This window comes from Rhizobium sp. M1 (assembly GCF_002531805.1).
GTDB classification, from domain to species: Bacteria; Pseudomonadota; Alphaproteobacteria; order Rhizobiales; family Rhizobiaceae; genus Rhizobium; species Rhizobium etli_C.
This window is the reverse complement of sequence record NZ_NWSW01000006.1, coordinates 172,878-189,868: the sequence shown is the minus strand read 5'-3', so window position 1 is coordinate 189,868 and position 16,991 is coordinate 172,878. Positions and strand designations below refer to the sequence as shown.

General features: G+C 62.3%; 19 protein-coding genes. 9 read left to right on the top strand and 10 right to left on the bottom strand.

Going from position 1 to position 16,991, the window contains the following annotated elements; genetic code table 11:
* Positions 1-121 precede the first annotated feature (121 nt).
* Together CO655_RS07030 and CO655_RS07025 are read right to left on the bottom strand one after the other, a co-directional pair.
* Entirely contained in the window at positions 122-1,030 is a 909-nt protein-coding gene (locus tag CO655_RS07030; RefSeq protein ID WP_097603888.1) for a CHAD domain-containing protein, read from the bottom strand.
* A complete protein-coding gene (locus tag CO655_RS07025) occupies positions 1,008-1,496 on the bottom strand; it encodes a CYTH domain-containing protein (RefSeq protein ID WP_097603889.1) in 489 nt (162 codons plus the stop codon). The genes CO655_RS07030 and CO655_RS07025 overlap by 23 nt, the downstream gene beginning before the upstream one ends.
* Positions 1,497-1,650: 154 nt before the next feature.
* On the opposite strand from CO655_RS07025, the gene CO655_RS07020 reads away from it, so the two are divergent.
* The 4 genes from CO655_RS07020 (at position 1,651) to CO655_RS07005 (ending at position 4,243) form a co-directional block, all read left to right on the top strand.
* Positions 1,651-2,289: a 2-dehydro-3-deoxy-phosphogluconate aldolase gene (locus tag CO655_RS07020; protein ID WP_097580438.1), complete on the top strand. Its 639-nt coding sequence runs from the start codon at positions 1,651-1,653 to the stop codon at positions 2,287-2,289.
* 271 nt (positions 2,290-2,560) lie between these two features.
* Positions 2,561-3,280: a tellurite resistance TerB family protein gene (locus tag CO655_RS07015; protein ID WP_097664197.1), complete on the top strand. Its 720-nt coding sequence runs from the start codon at positions 2,561-2,563 to the stop codon at positions 3,278-3,280.
* A gap of 64 nt (positions 3,281-3,344) precedes the next feature.
* Positions 3,345-4,040 (top strand): GNAT family protein, encoded by a 696-nt coding sequence (locus CO655_RS07010; protein WP_097603891.1) that lies wholly within the window; start codon positions 3,345-3,347, stop codon positions 4,038-4,040.
* Positions 4,037-4,243: a hypothetical protein gene (locus CO655_RS07005; RefSeq protein ID WP_010029726.1), complete on the top strand. Its 207-nt coding sequence runs from the start codon at positions 4,037-4,039 to the stop codon at positions 4,241-4,243. The genes CO655_RS07010 and CO655_RS07005 overlap by 4 nt, the downstream gene beginning before the upstream one ends.
* Positions 4,244-4,245: 2 nt before the next feature.
* Here the strand turns inward: CO655_RS07005 and CO655_RS07000 are convergent, their stop codons facing one another.
* The 3 genes from CO655_RS07000 to CO655_RS06990 form a co-directional block, all read right to left on the bottom strand.
* Positions 4,246-5,319 carry a nickel/cobalt transporter gene (locus CO655_RS07000; protein WP_097664196.1) on the bottom strand — a complete coding sequence of 358 codons (1,074 nt, stop codon included), beginning with the start codon at positions 5,317-5,319 and terminating at the stop codon, positions 4,246-4,248.
* The gene (locus CO655_RS06995) at positions 5,313-5,954 is read right to left on the bottom strand and encodes a DUF1007 family protein (RefSeq protein ID WP_097603894.1); all 642 of its coding nucleotides are present in this window, start codon (positions 5,952-5,954) and stop codon (positions 5,313-5,315) included. The genes CO655_RS07000 and CO655_RS06995 overlap by 7 nt, the downstream gene beginning before the upstream one ends.
* Positions 5,955-6,083: 129 nt before the next feature.
* Positions 6,084-6,977, bottom strand: coding sequence for a LysR family transcriptional regulator (locus tag CO655_RS06990; protein ID WP_097664195.1), 894 nt, complete (start codon positions 6,975-6,977; stop codon positions 6,084-6,086).
* 530 nt (positions 6,978-7,507) lie between these two features.
* Between CO655_RS06990 and odc2 the strand changes: the two genes are divergently transcribed.
* The 4 genes from odc2 (at position 7,508) to CO655_RS06970 (ending at position 11,827) form a co-directional block, all read left to right on the top strand.
* On the top strand, positions 7,508-8,641 hold the full coding sequence (gene odc2 / locus CO655_RS06985) for an ornithine/lysine decarboxylase (RefSeq protein ID WP_038691369.1): 1,134 nt from the start codon (positions 7,508-7,510) through the stop codon (positions 8,639-8,641).
* A gap of 94 nt (positions 8,642-8,735) precedes the next feature.
* The gene (locus CO655_RS06980; protein WP_097664194.1) at positions 8,736-9,326 is read left to right on the top strand and encodes an N-acetyltransferase; all 591 of its coding nucleotides are present in this window, start codon (positions 8,736-8,738) and stop codon (positions 9,324-9,326) included.
* A 224-nt stretch (positions 9,327-9,550) separates the two neighbouring features.
* On the top strand, positions 9,551-10,579 hold the full coding sequence (locus CO655_RS06975) for a serine hydrolase (RefSeq protein WP_097664193.1): 1,029 nt from the start codon (positions 9,551-9,553) through the stop codon (positions 10,577-10,579).
* 90 nt (positions 10,580-10,669) lie between these two features.
* Entirely contained in the window at positions 10,670-11,827 is a 1,158-nt protein-coding gene (locus CO655_RS06970; RefSeq protein WP_097664192.1) for a GGDEF domain-containing protein, read from the top strand.
* Between the two features lie 8 nt (positions 11,828-11,835).
* On the opposite strand, the gene cysE is transcribed toward CO655_RS06970, so the two are convergent.
* The 5 genes from cysE to CO655_RS06945 all read right to left on the bottom strand — a co-directional run bounded on the left by cysE (position 11,836) and on the right by CO655_RS06945 (position 16,390).
* Complete coding sequence (cysE, locus tag CO655_RS06965; protein WP_097664249.1) at positions 11,836-12,654, bottom strand: serine O-acetyltransferase; 819 nt, start codon at positions 12,652-12,654, stop codon at positions 11,836-11,838.
* A gap of 198 nt (positions 12,655-12,852) precedes the next feature.
* On the bottom strand, positions 12,853-13,356 hold the full coding sequence (locus CO655_RS06960) for a GNAT family N-acetyltransferase (RefSeq protein ID WP_097664191.1): 504 nt from the start codon (positions 13,354-13,356) through the stop codon (positions 12,853-12,855).
* A 16-nt stretch (positions 13,357-13,372) separates the two neighbouring features.
* Positions 13,373-14,362 (bottom strand): WD40 repeat domain-containing protein, encoded by a 990-nt coding sequence (locus tag CO655_RS06955; protein ID WP_097604074.1) that lies wholly within the window; start codon positions 14,360-14,362, stop codon positions 13,373-13,375.
* Positions 14,362-15,459 carry a GTP-binding protein gene (locus CO655_RS06950; RefSeq protein WP_097603899.1) on the bottom strand — a complete coding sequence of 366 codons (1,098 nt, stop codon included), beginning with the start codon at positions 15,457-15,459 and terminating at the stop codon, positions 14,362-14,364. The genes CO655_RS06955 and CO655_RS06950 overlap by 1 nt, the downstream gene beginning before the upstream one ends.
* A 142-nt stretch (positions 15,460-15,601) precedes the next feature.
* Entirely contained in the window at positions 15,602-16,390 is a 789-nt protein-coding gene (locus CO655_RS06945) for a creatininase family protein (RefSeq protein ID WP_097603900.1), read from the bottom strand.
* Positions 16,391-16,475: 85 nt separating this feature from the next.
* Between CO655_RS06945 and CO655_RS06940 the strand changes: the two genes are divergently transcribed.
* Entirely contained in the window at positions 16,476-16,988 is a 513-nt protein-coding gene (locus CO655_RS06940) for a MarR family winged helix-turn-helix transcriptional regulator (RefSeq protein WP_041683777.1), read from the top strand.
* Positions 16,989-16,991: the final 3 nt, after the last annotated feature.

Genomic DNA, 16,991 nt, shown 5'->3' with positions numbered 1-16,991 from the left:
TCGCGGTCAGGTCTGCTTGGTCGCGACTGCCGGAGGGTAGGACCTCAAGTCTGGTTGAGGTCAATGGGCTTCTTTCGACATTTCAGAGGCGCTGGCGCAATCGAAATAATGACGCCGCCGCTCAATTTGCGGCCGTCAGCCAGAGCAGTTCGATGCGCTGCGCTTCGTCATCAGGATCATCGGCGAAAACGGCTTCGGCTTTGACAAGCGCCTGCCGCCGGTCTTCCTGCTGGCGGAAGATGATGGCGTCGAGCAGATGCGCCAGATCGTCATTGCGGGTGAAGAGTTGCGGCTCGGCTTCCACCAGTTCGCAGAGCACTGCCAGGTCGTGAATATGGCCGAGATCCTCGACGAGCTCCTTGGCCGCATCGCGTTTGGCCTTCATCGCGCCCGGCCAGATATCGCGCAACAGGGCGTGATAGAGTCGATAATCGTAGGTGCGTTTGCGCAGAACATGGAAATCGTCGGCCGACGCCTCGCCGTGGCAGGCGGCCAGCGCGGTCCCGGCCTTTCGCGCGGTGCGGCGCCAGCTCTTCGCCAGCATGCGGGCATTCTTGCGATGACCGCTATCAAATGAGACTGTATCGAGTGCGGCGATCGCTTCCTTCAGAACGTCCGAGGTTTCCGCGAGCCGCTGCTCCAGGCCGCTTTCGGCCTCCGCCATCCAGTCACGGCGGCCTTCGAGAACGGTGACGATCCGTCCGAGCGCTTCCCCCTCTTCTTTTCCGCGGGCTGAATGCTGCAGATATTGCGCCGTGCCGATGAGGGCGGCGGCGTCGCGGATTGCCGACAGCGAGCCTGCGGCATCGCGCAGCCTTGCATTTTCGCGGTCCTGAAAATCCGGCACGTCGCGCGCGACGAGCCGGTAGAGCGAGCGCAACCGCTTCAGATTCTTGCGGAAGGAGTGGATCGCCTCATGCGCGCCGTCCGGCCGCTCCTCAAGGACCGCGATAGCGCTTTCCAGCTGCTCGGTCGCGACGTCGCGGAACGCCTCGGTGAAATCGGCGTTAGGCCGAATGCGATAGGCCATGCCTGTCATGCCCGTATTCTGTGGCGAGGGCCTGGTTGGAATAGCGGAAATCGCCAGTCACTTCGCGGCCAAGCCAGCTGGGCAGGGTCGGGTCGTCGGTTTCCGACGTCATTTCGACCTCGGCGATCACCAATCCGCGATGCTCGCCGGCAAAGACGTCGACCTCCCAGACGAAACCTTGATGCGGAACGCGGTAACGCGTTTTTTCGATGACGATGCCGATCGCATTTTCCAACAGTTCTTCGGCATCGGCAATCGGGATGTCAAATTCGAATTCGTCGCGGGTGATGGCGCTGCGGCCAATCTTGATCGTCAGCTTCGCCTTCCGGCCGTCGAGCGTGCGCACCCGGACGGAGCGGTCGTCCATTGAGGCGATGTAACCCTGCTTGAGCACGGATTTCGTCTCGACGGCGGATCGCCATCCATCGCTGCGTACCAGAAACTTCCGCTCGATCTCTTTCGCCATGTCAGTGAACCTTTTGTGACGATCGTCGCACGGTAGACCAATTTCCACGCATTTCCTACCCATCTTCTCATGCGACCGGGTTTTATCTCGACAAGGGTCGGCGGGGGCGTTATTCGGGATGCAATTTCAATCGTTTCAAGGAGGTCGCGCGACCATGGGCGAGAAAACAGAAAAACTCCTTTCCATCCTGAAACTCCAGCCGGTCGTCCCCGTCCTGATCGTCGATGATGCCAAGTCGGCAGTGCCGCTGGCCCGCGCGCTCGTCGCCGGCGGCCTGAAGGCAATCGAGATCACCATGCGCACGCCGGCGGCCCTTGAGGCGGTGCGGGCCGTCGCTGCCGAGGTCGAGGGCGCTGAAGTCGGCGCCGGCACGATCCTGAATGCCGCCCATTGGCAGGCCGCCGTCGAGGCCGGTTCGAAGTTCATCGTCAGCCCGGGCACGACGCAGGAGCTGCTCGATGCTGCCGCCGATTCCGATGTGCCGCTGCTTCCGGGCGCTGCGACTGCCAGCGAAGTCATGGCGCTGCGCGAAGAAGGTTACCAGGTGCTGAAGTTCTTCCCTGCCGAGCAGGCCGGCGGCGCCGCCTTCCTCAAGGCGCTTTCCTCACCCCTTGCCGGCACGCTGTTTTGCCCGACCGGCGGCATTTCGCTGAAGAACGCCAATGATTACCTGTCGCTGCCGAACGTCATCTGCGTCGGCGGTTCCTGGGTGGCGCCGAAGGAACTGGTCGCTGCCGGCGATTGGGCAGGCATTACCAAGCTCGCGGCGGAAGCAGCGGCGCTGAAGGCCTGAGATCGTATTTTCTTAGGGTGGGTGTGAACCCCCCTCTGTCCTGCCGGACATCTCCCCCACAAGGGGTGAGATCGGCAGGAGGTTAGCCTTTCCTCCCCATCGTGGCTGTCAGTTGTTTGGGGAAGCCCTCACGCCCAGCCAATCTCCCTCCTTGTGGGGGAGTTGCACGGCAGGGCAGAGGGGGTGCGCCTCTCGGCGAGCCCTCACATTTGTATTTCAACCGTCGCAAACCTATGTACTCCTCCAGCTTCAAACAGGGAGATGACGAGGAATGTTCGACGCAAAGAAGCTTCTCGACCAGTTCTTGGGTTCGCAGGTGCCGGGTCTCGGTGGTTCGGTCCGCGACAGGGCCGGCGATGCCGTCCAGACGGCAAAGAACAATCCGATGAAGACCGGTGCGATCGCCGCCGCGCTTCTCGGCACCAAGACCGGCCGCAGTATTGCCGGCAATGCCCTGGCGATCGGCGGTCTTGCCGCCATTGCCGGCCTTGGTTACCAGGCCTACAAGAATTATCAGGCGGGGCAGGCGCCCGCAGCCCCCTCGGATGCACCCTCGGCAAACAATCCGGTACTTCTGCCGCCGCCGGCCGAATCCGGTTTCGGACCGGCCTCACCGGCCGGCAGCAACGAATTTGTGCTGGTCCTGATCCGCGCGATGATCGCCGCCGCCAAAGCGGACGGCCATATCGACGCCGCCGAACGTGCGCTCATCATGGACAAGATCAGCGCCGCCGACGTCAGTGGCGAGGCCGCCGCCTTCATCGAGCGCGAACTCGCGTCGCCGACGGATATCGATGCGCTCGTCGCCGCGGCGGTCACGGAAGAGCAGCGCGTCGAGCTCTACACCGCCTCGCGGCTCACCATCGATCCGGATTCGCGCGCCGAACGCGGCTACCTCGATCTGCTTGCCGGCCGGCTCGGTCTCGCCGACCAGCTGGTCGACCATATCGAGGCGACGGTGTCGTCCGCCAAGACCACCTTGTCACAGTAACATCTCGGCCGGTTGCCTTTGTCGGGCGGCTGGCCTATCCACTCCTAGACAAGGGGAGTGAAACATGCGCGATCTTGCAAATTTCAAGGGCTGCCCGGCGCCGAAGCCGGTCACGCTGAAGGGCCGTTTCGTCACTGTCGAGCCCTATCGGCGCGCGGAACATCTCGAGGCGTTGTGGGACGGGCTCGGCGGCATGGGCATCAACCCGCTGCTGCTTTATTTCGCGCAGGACGATTTCTCCGGTATCGAAGATTTCGCCAACTGGCTGGAGGCCGTCCACACCAAGTCGGGCTGGCTCACTCATATCTTCCGCGACAACGCCAGCGGCAAGATTGTCGGCATGGCGAACTATATGCGCGCCGACCCGGCAAATGGTGTCGTCGAGATCGGCGGCGTGGCGCATGGGTCCGATATGAGCCGTTCGCCGCTGTCCACCGAGGCGCACTACCTGATGGCCAAACATGTCTTCGAAGATCTCGGCTACCGCCGCTACGAATGGAAATGCGACAATAACAACGAGGCGAGCAAGACGACGGCGGTGCGGTACGGCTTCAGCTTCGAAGGGGTGTTCCGTCAGCACATGATCTCCAAGCATCGCAACCGCGACACCGCCTGGTTCTCGATGATCGATGCCGATTGGCCGCTGATCAACGATGCTTTCGAGGCCTGGCTTTCGCCCGATAATTTCGACGTCGCCGGCAAACAGATCCGACGCCTGCACGACATTCGTGCCGATCTGGAGAAGGAAAGGCTCGCGTGACCCCCGAGAGCCGCTCGCAGGCGACTGCCGCCGCCATCATCCTGCTCGGCGCCGGCCTCGTCATCTATTTTCTGCCGACCATCGTTTTATGGATCGGCAATTTCTCGCCGGTGCTGGGAATTGCCGTCGGCGTCTGCCTGATCATGGCGTTTTTCGCGGTCTTCTGGCTCAGGGCGCGTTACCAGCGCGGCCGAGAAAAATAAGGTCAGCCTTGCAGGGAGGCGCCGAGCAGCAGGACGCCCATCAGGATGACCAGCAGGGCGCCGAGGATTTCGATGGCGTTGCCGATCCAGACCGAGGCGGTCGAGCCGCGCCCGGAGAGGCGGATGGCAGCACCCTTGGCGGTGACGGCGAGAGTGGCAAGCAGCGACACGGTGATTGCCGTGCCGAGCGACATGGCGGCGACCGACAGCATGCCGCCGAGATAGAGACCGTTCAGCAGCGAAAAGGTCATGACCAGAAGCGCACCGGAGCACGGGCGGAGGCCGACGGCCACGATCGCCGACCAGGCTTCGCGGACGCTGAACTTGTCGCCGGCGAGCAGGGCCGGATCCGGCACATGTGCATTGCCGCAGGTCTCGCAGACCATGCCCGGAACGAAGGTGTGGCCGGCGTCCACGGCCTGCGCCTTGCCATTGAAGGCATAGGCCTGGCGTTCGGCGGCGTTGTCCTTCCAATCGAGCATCATGCTGACCGGACCGGCGGAGGTGGCCATCAGCCGGCGGCGCGGCAAATTGCCCGCCATCGAGCGCAGTTTGCGAAACAGCAGCCAGCCGCCGAAGAGGATGACCATGACGAAGCTTGCGATTTCCATCGCATGGGTCGCGGCCGTCAGCGTGATGCCGGTGCCGCGCAGCACCAGCCAGGCGCCGCCGACCAGGGCGACGGCGACGACCCCCTGGATGAAGGCCGAAATGAAGGAAATCACCACGCCGCGCTTCAGCTCGACCTCGTTGGCGATCATGTAGGAGGAGATGACCGCCTTGCCGTGGCCGGGGCCGGCGGCATGGAAGACGCCGTAGGCGAAGGAAAGACCGATCAGCGATGTCAGCTGCCACGGATCCTCGCGCATGCCCTTCAAGGCATCCGTCAGCGCCCGGTAGAAGGCCTGCTGCTCATAGTTCACATAGAGCAGAAGCGGTGCGAACGGCCCGCCGGTCGGTTGAAAACTCGGTTCGGCCGTACCGATGCCGAGCGGCGATTGCGCGTGGGCAAGGCTTGCCGCCGTCACGAGCGCAAGCAGTGCTGCGGAAAGGATGAGGGGGCGTTTCATCAACATGTGATCTCCAGCCGCGTGGCGAAGAGCTTGGACATGTTGGTGCCGGTCGGATCGTTGAAGAAGGCATCCGTCAGCGACTGCTTGTTTTGCGAGATCACCTCGTCGGCATCCGGTCTCACCACCTGGTGTTTGCAGGCCTTGAAGTTGTCGCCGACCGTGGAGAGTTCGTTGTCGGTCGGAAAGTCGATCGACGTATAGAGCGTCGGGTCGTAGACGCCGAAAGTGAGCCTGCCCTTGAGTGGCATCTTCTCCGCCGGCTTGACCGCGAAGAACATCAGGAGCTGGCCGTTCTTATAATCGACATGGATGATGTCAGGCTGCTGGACGGTGACGTTCTTCCCGTTGACCGTCAGATTCATGTAGTAGTCGTAATCGGCAAGCGACTGCTTCACCGTTTTCCCGACCTGCGCGAGTTCGTTCGGCTCCAGCTTCAGATCGGTGTTCTTGTCGAAATCCATGACGACCGAGGAGGAGAAGACCTCGTCGAAGCGCCAGACATTACGCAGTTCCTCGATGCTGCCGTCGGCGCCGGCGACGACTTCGAGCCGCGCCTCCACGAAGATATGCGGATGCGCAAGGGCGGCGGCCGGCGCCAGCGAAAGAAGCGCGGCTATCAATGGTATGGATTTTTTCATGCGTCCCGCTGCCTTATTCGCTCGACCCGAGTTCTTGCCAGAAATTGGGACGGAATTGGGACCGGCTTGCGGCCGATGCCGATCGTCGACGTCCGATCGCCCAGTCGGGCGGGTTCTTTCGGCCCAGCCTCACGGATGCTTCTTGAACCAGTTGTGCAGGTAGTCGACGAAGATCCTCACCTTGGCCGGCAGGTAGCGCCGGTGCGGGTAGACGGCATAGATGCCGCGGTCGGTCGGGATGTAATCGTTAAACAGCGTCAGCAGTTCGCCGCTCTCGATCGGCTTGCGGGCGACGAAATCGGGGATGAGAGCGATGCCGATGCCGGCGAGGGCGGCGCGCAATGTCGCATGCGGACTGTTGACCTCTATCGGCCCGGAGACGGCGACGGTGAAGGTTGTGTTATCGGGGTTGTAGAAGCGAATGCTCCCCTGGGTGCGCGAATTGGTATCGACGATGAAGGGGACATTGGAGATGTCGCTCGGATGCTCAAGATCGGGATGGCGCTCGATAAAATCCGGGGTGGCGCAGAGATGGACGCGGAAATCGGAGATCTTGCGGGCGATCATGCCGGAATCTTCGAGCTTGGAAATCCGGATCGCCACGTCGAAGCCTTCCTCGATCAGGTCGACGAATCGGTCATCGGCGGCGATCTCCAGCGAAAGGTCCGGGTTCTCGGCGGCAAAATCGATCAGCGACTGGCCGACGTCGGCGTCGACGAAGGTGCGGGGCACCGAGATGCGCAGCCGTCCCTTCAACTGGGCGTTGTTTTCGCGCACGAGATCGGCAAGATTGTCGATCTCCTTCAGAATATCGGAGGCGCTGCGGTAATAGGTGTGGCCGGCTTCGGTCATCGAGAACTGCCGGGTGGTGCGGTCGAGCAGCAGAGCGCCGAGTTCGTCTTCCAGTTCGCGCACATATTTGGAAAGCAGCGCCTTCGAGCGGCCGGTGCGCCGTGCGGCGGCGGAAAAGCCTTCGGCCTCGACGACATCGATGAAGGCGCGTATGCGGGTCAGAGTGTCCATGGCGCTTCCCCAAGCTGTTTCGAAACATTGAACAAATTGGCCCGACCTGTTCAATTATTTTTTTGACCTCCAGATCAAAAAAACGCTTGATTGTGAAGGCGAATATTCTTATTTCCACCTCAGCCCAAAGTCGCACGTGCCCATGGGTGTCCGCCGAACCCTCGAATTGGTGAGGAAATCGGTAAGGTACCTGGAATTAACCCCTCCAGTCGCTATTCCGGCCAACCGGAAAATGCGAGGACGCCTGAAGCAACGACGGTGCGGGCCTTTTTGTTCTCTCCCTGCTTTCCATCAGCGGGGGTTACTGAAGAGGCACACCATCATTGCCGGAAGTGCGGTTGGGATTCTCCCTCCAATCCATGGCAGACAAAGCCGAACTTACACCGCGTCCGCGGCGTTGGTTCACTATCCGCGCATCGAGCGCTTGCTATGGTTCCGGGGTCTCCACCGGCTGGTTCCAATGCGAGTTCTCGTATGCCCTTTGTCCTCCGGTTCATGCCGGAGCTCTGGAATTGGAAGAGGGAATCGATATGACCACCCAGCGCATCCGCGACTTTCTCGCAACCCGACGTCCCGACGGTCCCTGCCTCGTGGTCGACCTCGACGTCGTTCGCGACAATTTCCACGCCTTCCGTCACGCGATGCCGGACAGCGCCATCTACTACGCCGTCAAGGCCAACCCGGCTCCTGAGGTGCTGAAGCTGCTCGCAGGCCTCGGCTCCAATTTCGATTGCGCATCCGTTGCCGAAATCGAAATGGCGCTCGAAGCCGGCGCGACCGCTGCCCGCATCTCCTTCGGCAACACGATCAAGAAGGAACGCGACGTCGCCCGCGCGCATGCGCTTGGCGTCAGCCTCTTTGCGGTCGACAGCCACGAGGAAGTCGAGAAGATCTCGCGCGCCGCTCCCGGCGCCCGCGTCTTCTGCCGCGTGCTGACCGATGGCGAAGGCGCCGAATGGCCGCTGTCGCGCAAGTTCGGCTGCGTTCCGCAGATGGCCGTCGACGTTCTCGTCTACGCCCATCAGCTCGGCCTGCAGTCCTACGGTGTCTCGTTCCATGTCGGTTCGCAGATGACCAAGGTCGATGCCTGGGATTCGGCACTTGCCGATGCCAAGCGCGTCTTCGTCTCGCTTGCCAAGCAGGGCATCCACCTGCAGATGGTCAACATGGGCGGTGGCTTCCCGACCAAGTATCTGCGCGACGTTCCGTCCGCAGAAGCTTACGGCAAGTCGATCTACCAGGCGCTGCGCACGCATTTCGGCAACCAGATCCCGCAGACGATCATCGAGCCGGGCCGCGGCATGGTCGGCAATGCCGGCGTCATCAAGGCTGAAGTCGTTCTGATTTCGAAGAAGTCGGACAATGACGATGCCCGCTGGGTCTTCCTCGACATCGGCAAGTTCGGCGGTCTCGCCGAGACGATGGACGAAGCCATCCGCTATCCGATCCGCACGGAGCACGACGGCGACGAGATGGAGCCCTGCGTCATCGCCGGCCCGACCTGCGATTCGGCCGACGTGCTCTACGAGAAGAACCTCTATCCGCTGCCGATCTCCCTTTCGATCGGCGACGAGGTCCTGATCGAAGGCACCGGCGCCTATACGACGACCTATTCGGCGGTCGCTTTCAACGGTTTCGAGCCGCTGAAGGCCTACGTCATCTAAGGTCGTTTCCGCCGGCCCCGTAACCAGCCGGGGCGGCAACTTCACAATTTTCCTTCATCGCCGCTGATAACGGTATTGGGTACGGGAGGCCAAGATGGCCGCTGTTCTTGATTCTGTCCGCGCATTCTTTGCGCCCACCACCTTCGCCATCGACGCCGAAAATCCGTCGGATGTCGTTGCCCGTGAAAACCTGCTCGACCGCGTCATGGGGCCGGATCGCCGCAAGAAGTCGTCGGAGAAGATCCGCCGCAACCGTGTTCCGGCCGAGGGCCTGGCGCTGGTCGCGCGTGACCGCGACGGTCATGTCATCGGCACGGTGCGGCTCTGGAACGTCGAGGCCGGCGTCAACGATGCAGGCACGCCGATCAACGCGCTGCTGCTCGGTCCGCTCGCCGTCGATTCCCGTCACGGCGGCAAGGGCATCGGCGCGGCGCTGATGCGTGCAGCGATCCTCGAAGCAAAGAACCGCGGCCATGGCGCCGTCCTGCTCGTCGGCGACGCCGCCTATTACGAGCGTTTCGGCTTCTTTGCCGAAAAGGCTCGCCATCTCGTCATGCCGGGTCCGTTCGAACGCTCGCGCTTTCTTGCGCTCGAGCTTACGGAAGGCTGGCTTGACGGCGCGGCCGGCATGATCGTCCCGTCCGGGCGCCTGCTGACCGGCGCGCCGGTTCGCCGCGCCGCCTAGCCCATCGGCTGGCCGGGGTCGGACATCCTTCCTCCGGCCGGCAATATCCGCGCCGCTTGACCATGCAGGCAGGCGGGCCTGGCGTGGTCGCGGCGCGGATTGTCTTACCGCACGGCGGCGTGGGCGAAGCGGGCACCGCAGCCACCGGTGCACTGGCAACACAATCGCGTGAAAAATGCGGTCGGCCCGCGACCCTGTCGCGGCAATACCTTATCTTGCCCCGCATGGTCCGCGCTCTCTCGCTGCTGTTTTTCTTTTTTCTGTCGCTTGCCGCAGCGGCGCCGGCTGCCGCCCAGAGCACGGCCCGCGCCGTCACCGGGCTTGGTCCACGTCTCGATCGGGCGGCCAGCGACCCGGCGATGCGGCCGCTCAAAACGGTGATCGTCGCGCGCGGCGGACGCGTGCTTGCCGAACGCGGCTTCCGCGGACATTCTCCGGCGGAATCGGCCAATATCAAATCCGCTTCGAAAGCGATCGTTTCGGCGCTTGTCGGCATCGCTATCGGCAAAGGCCTGCTTGAGGGCCCCGATCAGAAGATCGCGCCGATCCTGAAAGCCGATCTGCCTGAATCACCGGATCCGCGTCTCAACGACATCACCATCGGCAATCTTCTCTCCATGCAGACGGGGCTCGATCGCATGTCCGGACCGAATTACGGCCGCTGGGTCTCCTCGCGCAACTGGGTTCGTTTTGCGCTTTCGCAGCCTTTCGTCGACCGGCCCGGCGGCGAAATGCTCTATTCCACCGCATCCACGCATCTGCTTTCGGCCATTCTCACCAGGGTCGGCCGCCGCTCGACGCTGGCGTTGGCGCGCGATTGGCTCGGCCCGGTCGAGGGTTTTCGCATCGGTGCATGGGAGCAGGATCCGCAGGGCATCTATCTCGGCGGCAATCAGATGGCGATGAGCGCGCGCTCCTTGCTTGCCTTCGGCGAACTCTATCGCAACGGCGGCAAGACCGCCGAAGGCCGCCAGGTCGTCCCCGGGGACTGGATTTCCCAGTCATGGCAGCATCGGACCAACTCACGCTTCTCCGGCGATGAATACGGCTATGGCTGGTTCACCCGGCAGATCGGCGGCGAGCAGGTGCATTTTGCCTGGGGTTACGGCGGTCAGATGCTCTATATCGTGCCGTCGCTCGACCTGACGGTCGTCATGACTTCCGAGGAGAGCGGCCCCTCGGCGCGAAACGGCTACAGGGATCTGCTGCACGGCCTGCTGGCGGATATCATCGGCGCGGTGCGGGCCGCTTGAAAAAACGGTGATCGATAAATTTTTAGCAAAGCCTCCAATCAAACCGCAAAAGGCTTCCTGTAGGGTCCGCGAGAATTTCGGGAAAGCGTCATGCTGCTGGATCTCAGGACGATCTATTTTATTGTTGCCGTGAGCTGTTTCGTGCTGGGCATTCTCCAGCTTGCAGCCTATGCCACTGGCCGCTTCGACAGGTGGCCGCTCTGCTGGGGTTTAAGCAACCTGCTTGTCGGCGTCGGATCCTTCCTCGTCGCGCTGCGCGGTATCGTTCCCTATTCGGTTTCGGTCGACGGCGGCAATATCGTCACCATCGCTGGCTACATGCTGATGTTCTTTGCCGTGCGCATCTTTTCCGGACGGGGTCTCGACCAACGCTATTTCTGGCTTGCGATCCTCCTCGTCAGCGTGCCTGTCGTGCTTATCGTCAGCGACCCCACCGCGGTATCGGCAAGGCTCCTCTATGTCTCCGTCATCTGCTGCCTCTGCGATCTTGCCATTGCGAGGGAAGCCGTCAGCATCGTCCGGCGCGAAAGGCTGTATTCGGCAGCCCTGCTTGTCGGTCTTTACATTTGCACAGCGATGATTTTTGCCGCGCGCAGCATTCTTGCGGCAACCGGCGAGATCGGCGGGCCGGATCCTTTCGGCGCCAGCGCGGCTCATAGCTGGATGGCGGTGTCGGCCGTCGCCTTCATCATGCTGCGCAGCATGGCGATGGTGCTGATGGCGGCCGAGCGTAGCCGAAATCAGCTGACCGAACTCGCCCATCACGATCCGCTGACCGGTGCCCTCAATCGCGGGGGACTTGCCCGGCGTTTGCCCGCTCTCGGCTCTCAGCCGGTTTCGCTGCTGATCATCGATATCGACCATTTCAAACAGCTGAACGATAGGCACGGCCACGCCGCCGGCGACGAGATCCTGCGGCTCTTTGTCAATGTTTCGAGAAACATCATGCAGCCCCATGATCTGCTCGCCCGGCAAGGCGGCGATGAGTTCCTGGCGGTGCTGAAAAAGGCTTCCCAAGAAGAGGCGGTAGCGATCGCCGAGCGCATTCGTCTCACTTTCGCAGCCGCCGTCATGCAACAGCCGGATCTGGCCGTCTTTCCGACGCTGAGCATCGGTGTCGCCACGCGCGCACAAAGCGACGGGGATTTCGAGCGGTTGGTCCACAAGGCGGATGAAGCGCTCTATCGCTCGAAGCGCGAAGGCCGCAACCGCGTCGAAGCCTTCTGGGAAAGTCAGCAGGCGGCGTAGCGAAACATCTAGATATTCTGATCCATCGTTTCGGCCGGGATTTCATCGGCGCGGTGAATGCGCACGACCGTGGCCGGCACGCCGGCGACCGTGCAATGTTCGGGAACCGGCTTCAGCACGACGCTGCCGGCGGCGATCTTGCTGAAAGCGCCGATTTCGATATTGCCGAGAATCTTGGCGCCGGCGCCGATCATCACGCCGTGGCGGATCTTCGGGTGGCGGTCCCCGGTTTCCTTGCCGGTGCCGCCGAGCGTCACATTCTGCAGGATCGATACTTCGTCCTCGATCACTGCGGTTTCGCCGATGACAATGCCCGAGCCATGATCGAGCATGATGGAAGCGCCGATCCGTGCGGCCGGATGGATATCCGGGCCGAAGACCAGCGAGGCAAGATTGGCGAGCCAGGTGGCGATTTCCGGCCGGCCGGCATTCCAGAGCGCGTGGGCGATGCGGTGCGTCTGCAGCGCATGAAAACCCTTAAGGTTGAGGAGCGCGTGCAGGAACGTCGTGCAGGCCGGGTCGCGCTCGCGCACGGCTGCGAGATCGGCCTCGATCTTCCGCATGATATCGTCGGTGAGGGTGGAGAGGATAAGATCGAACAGATTGCCTGTTTCCACCTGCGTTACCGAAAGCCGCGCCGCCAGCACCCGGGCGATGATTTCATTGTTGCCGATGGCATCCGTTACCTCTGTGGCCAGCAGCCGTCGCAAGATCGGCTCGCGCACGGCAAGTTCGGCCGCCTCGGCGCGGATCACCGCCCAGACGGAGGCATTGTCCGGGGACGGCGGCTGTTGTTCGGCCAAACCGAGGCCGGTCGATTTCGGCATTCCCGTTTCCTCTGTCAGCGACAGCGCAGCCACTTGCTGCGCGCGGTTCATGTTTCGCCTGGCTAGAGCATGATGCCGAAAAGTGTGAGCGGTTTTCGGACGACATCATGCTCTAACTCTTTAATTTAGAACAGGATGATTTTAGGCCGACCGGGCCTAAAATCATCCTGTTCTAGGGCATTTGGCAAGTCCGATGTTCTACGGCCCTGGATCAGACGGCTGTAGGCCAGGCGTCAGCTCCGGAAGCCGGCGCCAGTGATAGAGCACGTCGGGCTCCTTTTCCTCGTTGTCGAGACCATCGGTCTTTTCCTCGACGGAAAAACCGTGCCGCTCGTAGAAAGCGCGGGCGCCGCTGTTGCGCTGGAACGTCCAGAGCCTGATTTCATCCATCTCCTCCCGGGCGCAGCCGAGCAGCAACGAGCCGATGCCGATATTCTGGAAATCAGGGAGAACGTAAAGCTGTTCGATCCAGCCGTCACCATAGGCGATAACGCCGACCAGCCGGTTTCCGATCTCGGCGCCGAGGATGGTGCAATTCGGCAGGAGATGCGTGCGCCAGTACTGCTCTTCTTCCTCAGGCGTATGCAGATCCGGCAGCCAAGGCAATCGCCGCCACAGGGCGACGCGCCTGATTGCCGCCGCCGCCCGCATATGCTCGGCGCCAAGCGCCACGATCTCCGGTTCGGTCACGGCGTCGCCCATTGCCGGTAACAGGAACTCACGCCGAAATATCGATGACGCCGCAATCGCCGGCTTCGGAGGCGAAAGCGAGCAGCTTGCCATTTGCGCTCCAGCTCATCGCCGTGATCGCGCCCTTGCCGGGGCGGCGCAGCAACGCTTCCTTGCTGTCGGCGATGCGTACGGCCAGAATCATGCCGTCGATGAAGCCGATGGCAAGGATGTCCTCCAGCGGATGGAACCTGACCGAGGTCGCCATGATATTGGCGCGGGTGCCGAGTTCGAGCGGCGCCTTGCCCATCGGCCCGTCCTTGCCCTGGAAGGGCCAGACGATGGCTGCGGGCGCGCCCGATGAGGCGAGCCATTTGCCCTTCACCGACCAGGACAGCGATTTCACCTTGGCGGGATAGCCGGTCATGCGCATGTGCCGGGCCTCGGCGCCGGGTTTGCTGTCGAGCTTCCAGCCGTGCAAGGCATTTTCCTGCATCGAAGTGACGAGAAAATTGCCGTCAGGCGAGAAGGTGACGCCGGTATGGGCGCCCTTCCATTCGAGATCGACCGGTTTGGCGCTCGTGCCGACCCAATGCAGCGACACGCCATTGTAACGGGCGGCGGCGATGCGCAGGCCTTTCGGCGCGAAGGCGATGCCTTCGACGGTGCGTTCCTCCGGGAATTCCTTGGTGGTGCCGTCAGCGAGGCGAACGAGCGAGCTCTTGCCATGAGAATAGGCGACGGCGCCCTGCGGGCCGGCCGCGACCTGCGAGATCCACTTGCGCGGCGCCGTCGCGAGTTCGCTGACGCTGCCGTCGGCGGCAATGCGCAGCACCTTGCCGTCCTCGCCGCCCGAGATCAGGCTGTCGCTATAGGGATCGCGGATGGCGGTGAGCATGCCCTGATGGGCCTCGCAAACCCTCTCGCCGCCGTCCAGCCGATGAAACGTGCCGTTTGCGTTTGCGAAGAAGGGGATGTCACCTAAAAATTCGACGGCCAGAACGTGGCCGTCGAGATCAAGCGGTGCAACTGTCGGCATCAGGCGGCTGCCTCGCATGCCTTGAAGGAGGCCTCGAGCTTTTCACGGTCGAGATCGCGGCCGATGAAGACGAGACGGCTTTCATGCTTCTCGCCGTCCTTCCACGGCCGCTGATGATCGCCCTCGATGATCATGTGCACGCCCTGAACGACGTAACGCTCGGGGTCGTCCTTGAAGGCGATGATGCCCTTGAGGCGCAGGATGTTCGGGCCTTGAATCTGGGTGACCTTCTGGATCCAGGGGAAGAAGCGCTCCGGGTTCATCTCGCCGCCGCGCAGCGACACCGACTGCACCGTGACATCGTGAATCGCCGACATCGCGCCATGATGGTGATGCTCATGGTCGTGATGGTGGTGGTCGTGATCATCATGCTGATGATCGTGATCATGGTGATGATGATCGCAATCCGGGCCGCAGACATGATCGTCATGGCCGTGCTCGAGGAAATGCGGATCGTTTTCGAGCGCACGCTCCAGGTTGAAGGCGCCCTGGTCGAGCACACGGGCGAGGTCGACGCCCGAGCGGCTGGTCTTGTAAACGCGGGCGGCCGGGTTGATGGCGCGGACGATGTCTTCGATCACGTCAAGTTCTTCGGTGGTCACCAGGTCACTCTTGTTGATGACGACGACGTCGGCGAAGGCGATCTGATCTTCGGCCTCGCGACTGTCCTTCAGGCGCAGCGGCAGGTGCTTGGCGTCGACGAGAGCGATGACGGCGTCGAGCTCGGTCTTGGCGCGCACGTCGTCATCCATGAAGAAGGTCTGGGCGACCGGCACCGGATCGGCAAGGCCCGTCGTTTCGACGATGATGCCGTCGAAGCGGCCGGGACGGCGCATCAGGCCTTCGACGACGCGGATCAGGTCGCCGCGCACCGTGCAACAGACGCAGCCATTGTTCATCTCGTAGATCTCTTCATCCGACTCGACGATCAGGTCGTTGTCGATGCCGATCTCGCCGAATTCATTGACGATGACCGCATATTTCTTGCCGTGATTTTCCGACAGGATGCGGTTGAGCAACGTCGTCTTGCCGGCACCGAGATAACCGGTGAGCACGGTGACGGGAATGGGCTTCAGGGTGGCTGTCGCGTCGGTCATGAGAACCTCTAGGATTAGGCGTGGGCCGAGCGTTTTGGATCGGCTGCTTAAACGGTTGGTCTCATATAATGGCATGGGCGCGGCAGTTCAAAGGGTTTTATAATGTTATAAGATCACATCATCTGCCGGTGCGGATCCGTCTTCACCGGAACTCGCCGACGTCGAAGGCATCGACATCTTCCAGCAGTTCCACCAGGCCCCTTACCGCATGGGCAATCAGCGCCTCGCCCTTTTCAGCCGTCGCCGCCATGGCATTGCCTGCCACGCCTTCGGCATTGAGATCCGACATCTTCCAGCCGAAGGCGTGCGGCCCGTAGGCGCGCAGATGTTTGAAGCGTTCGGCAAATTCCGTCTGTCGCGAAGGGAAATCTGCGGCCTTCGCCATATCAACCCTGTCAGGATGAAGCGCCAGCATGACCGAGGTCTCGATGTCGCCGCCATGAATGCCGATCGCCTTTTCCCCCGGCGGGATCACCCCGTCCGGCAGGCCGAAGCGGGTCCAGCTCGTCGCCACGGCCAGCATAGCAAAGCGGACCCGCGCCTCGGTTGCGACGATGGTCATCAGGGGCGAGTTGCCGCCATGGGCGTTCAGCATCACCAATTTGCGGGTACCCTGCTTGGCCAGGCCTTCGGCAATGCCGAGCCAGCGGTGGACCGCCTCGTCGAAGGCGCGCGTCTTTGTTCCTTCAACATCCATATGCTCTATGGAGTAGCCGACCGATTCGGCGGGCAGGAAGGTGACCGGCAGACCGGCGGGCAGGGCCGCCTTCAATCGTTGGGCGATGCCTTCGGCAATCAGCGTGTCGGTTTCGAAGGGCAGGTGAGGGCCGTGCTGCTCATGAGCACCAAGCGGCAGCACGGCGATCGGGCGGCGCGGGGCAGGGGTCGAGGCCGGGCGGCTTTCGTCGAAGCGGGGCGAAGGCGTCATCATCCGGTCGTTGCCTCTTGTTTATGACGAGATCCTGGGCAATGTCATATCGCAGCGGCGTCGGGGCTTAAAGATCAAAGGGATGGCTATGGGAAAGAAGCATAAGGACGGCAAGAAGAGCAAGTCCAAGAAGAAGGACCAGACGGAGTATACGCTCGTCGATCTCTCGCCGGCGCTGACCCAGGCGGCTCGTTCCATGCGTACGGTGCTGTCGCGCAACCTGTTCGAAAGCGGCCTCTATGCCGGCCAGGACGGCGTCATTCTCTCGCTCGCCGAGAGCGACGGCATGACGGCGGGCGGCCTTGCCCAAAAGCTCGGCGTCAAGGCGCCGACGATGACCCGCACGATCGGCCGCATGGAGGCGCAGGGCTTCCTCGAGCGCAAGCCCGATGCCGAGGATGCGCGCCTGACCAAGGTCTATCTCACGGCGCTCGGCCGTGACAGCGTGCGGGCGATCGAGATGGCGGCCTCGGCCTGCGACCGGCTGGCGACGCTGGAATTTTCAGAAAAGGAAATCCGCAATCTCGTGCGTCTGCTGAAGGCGATCGACGCCAATCTGCAGGCCGAAGCGCTTCCTTTGGAAGAACCTGATGAAGACTGAAAT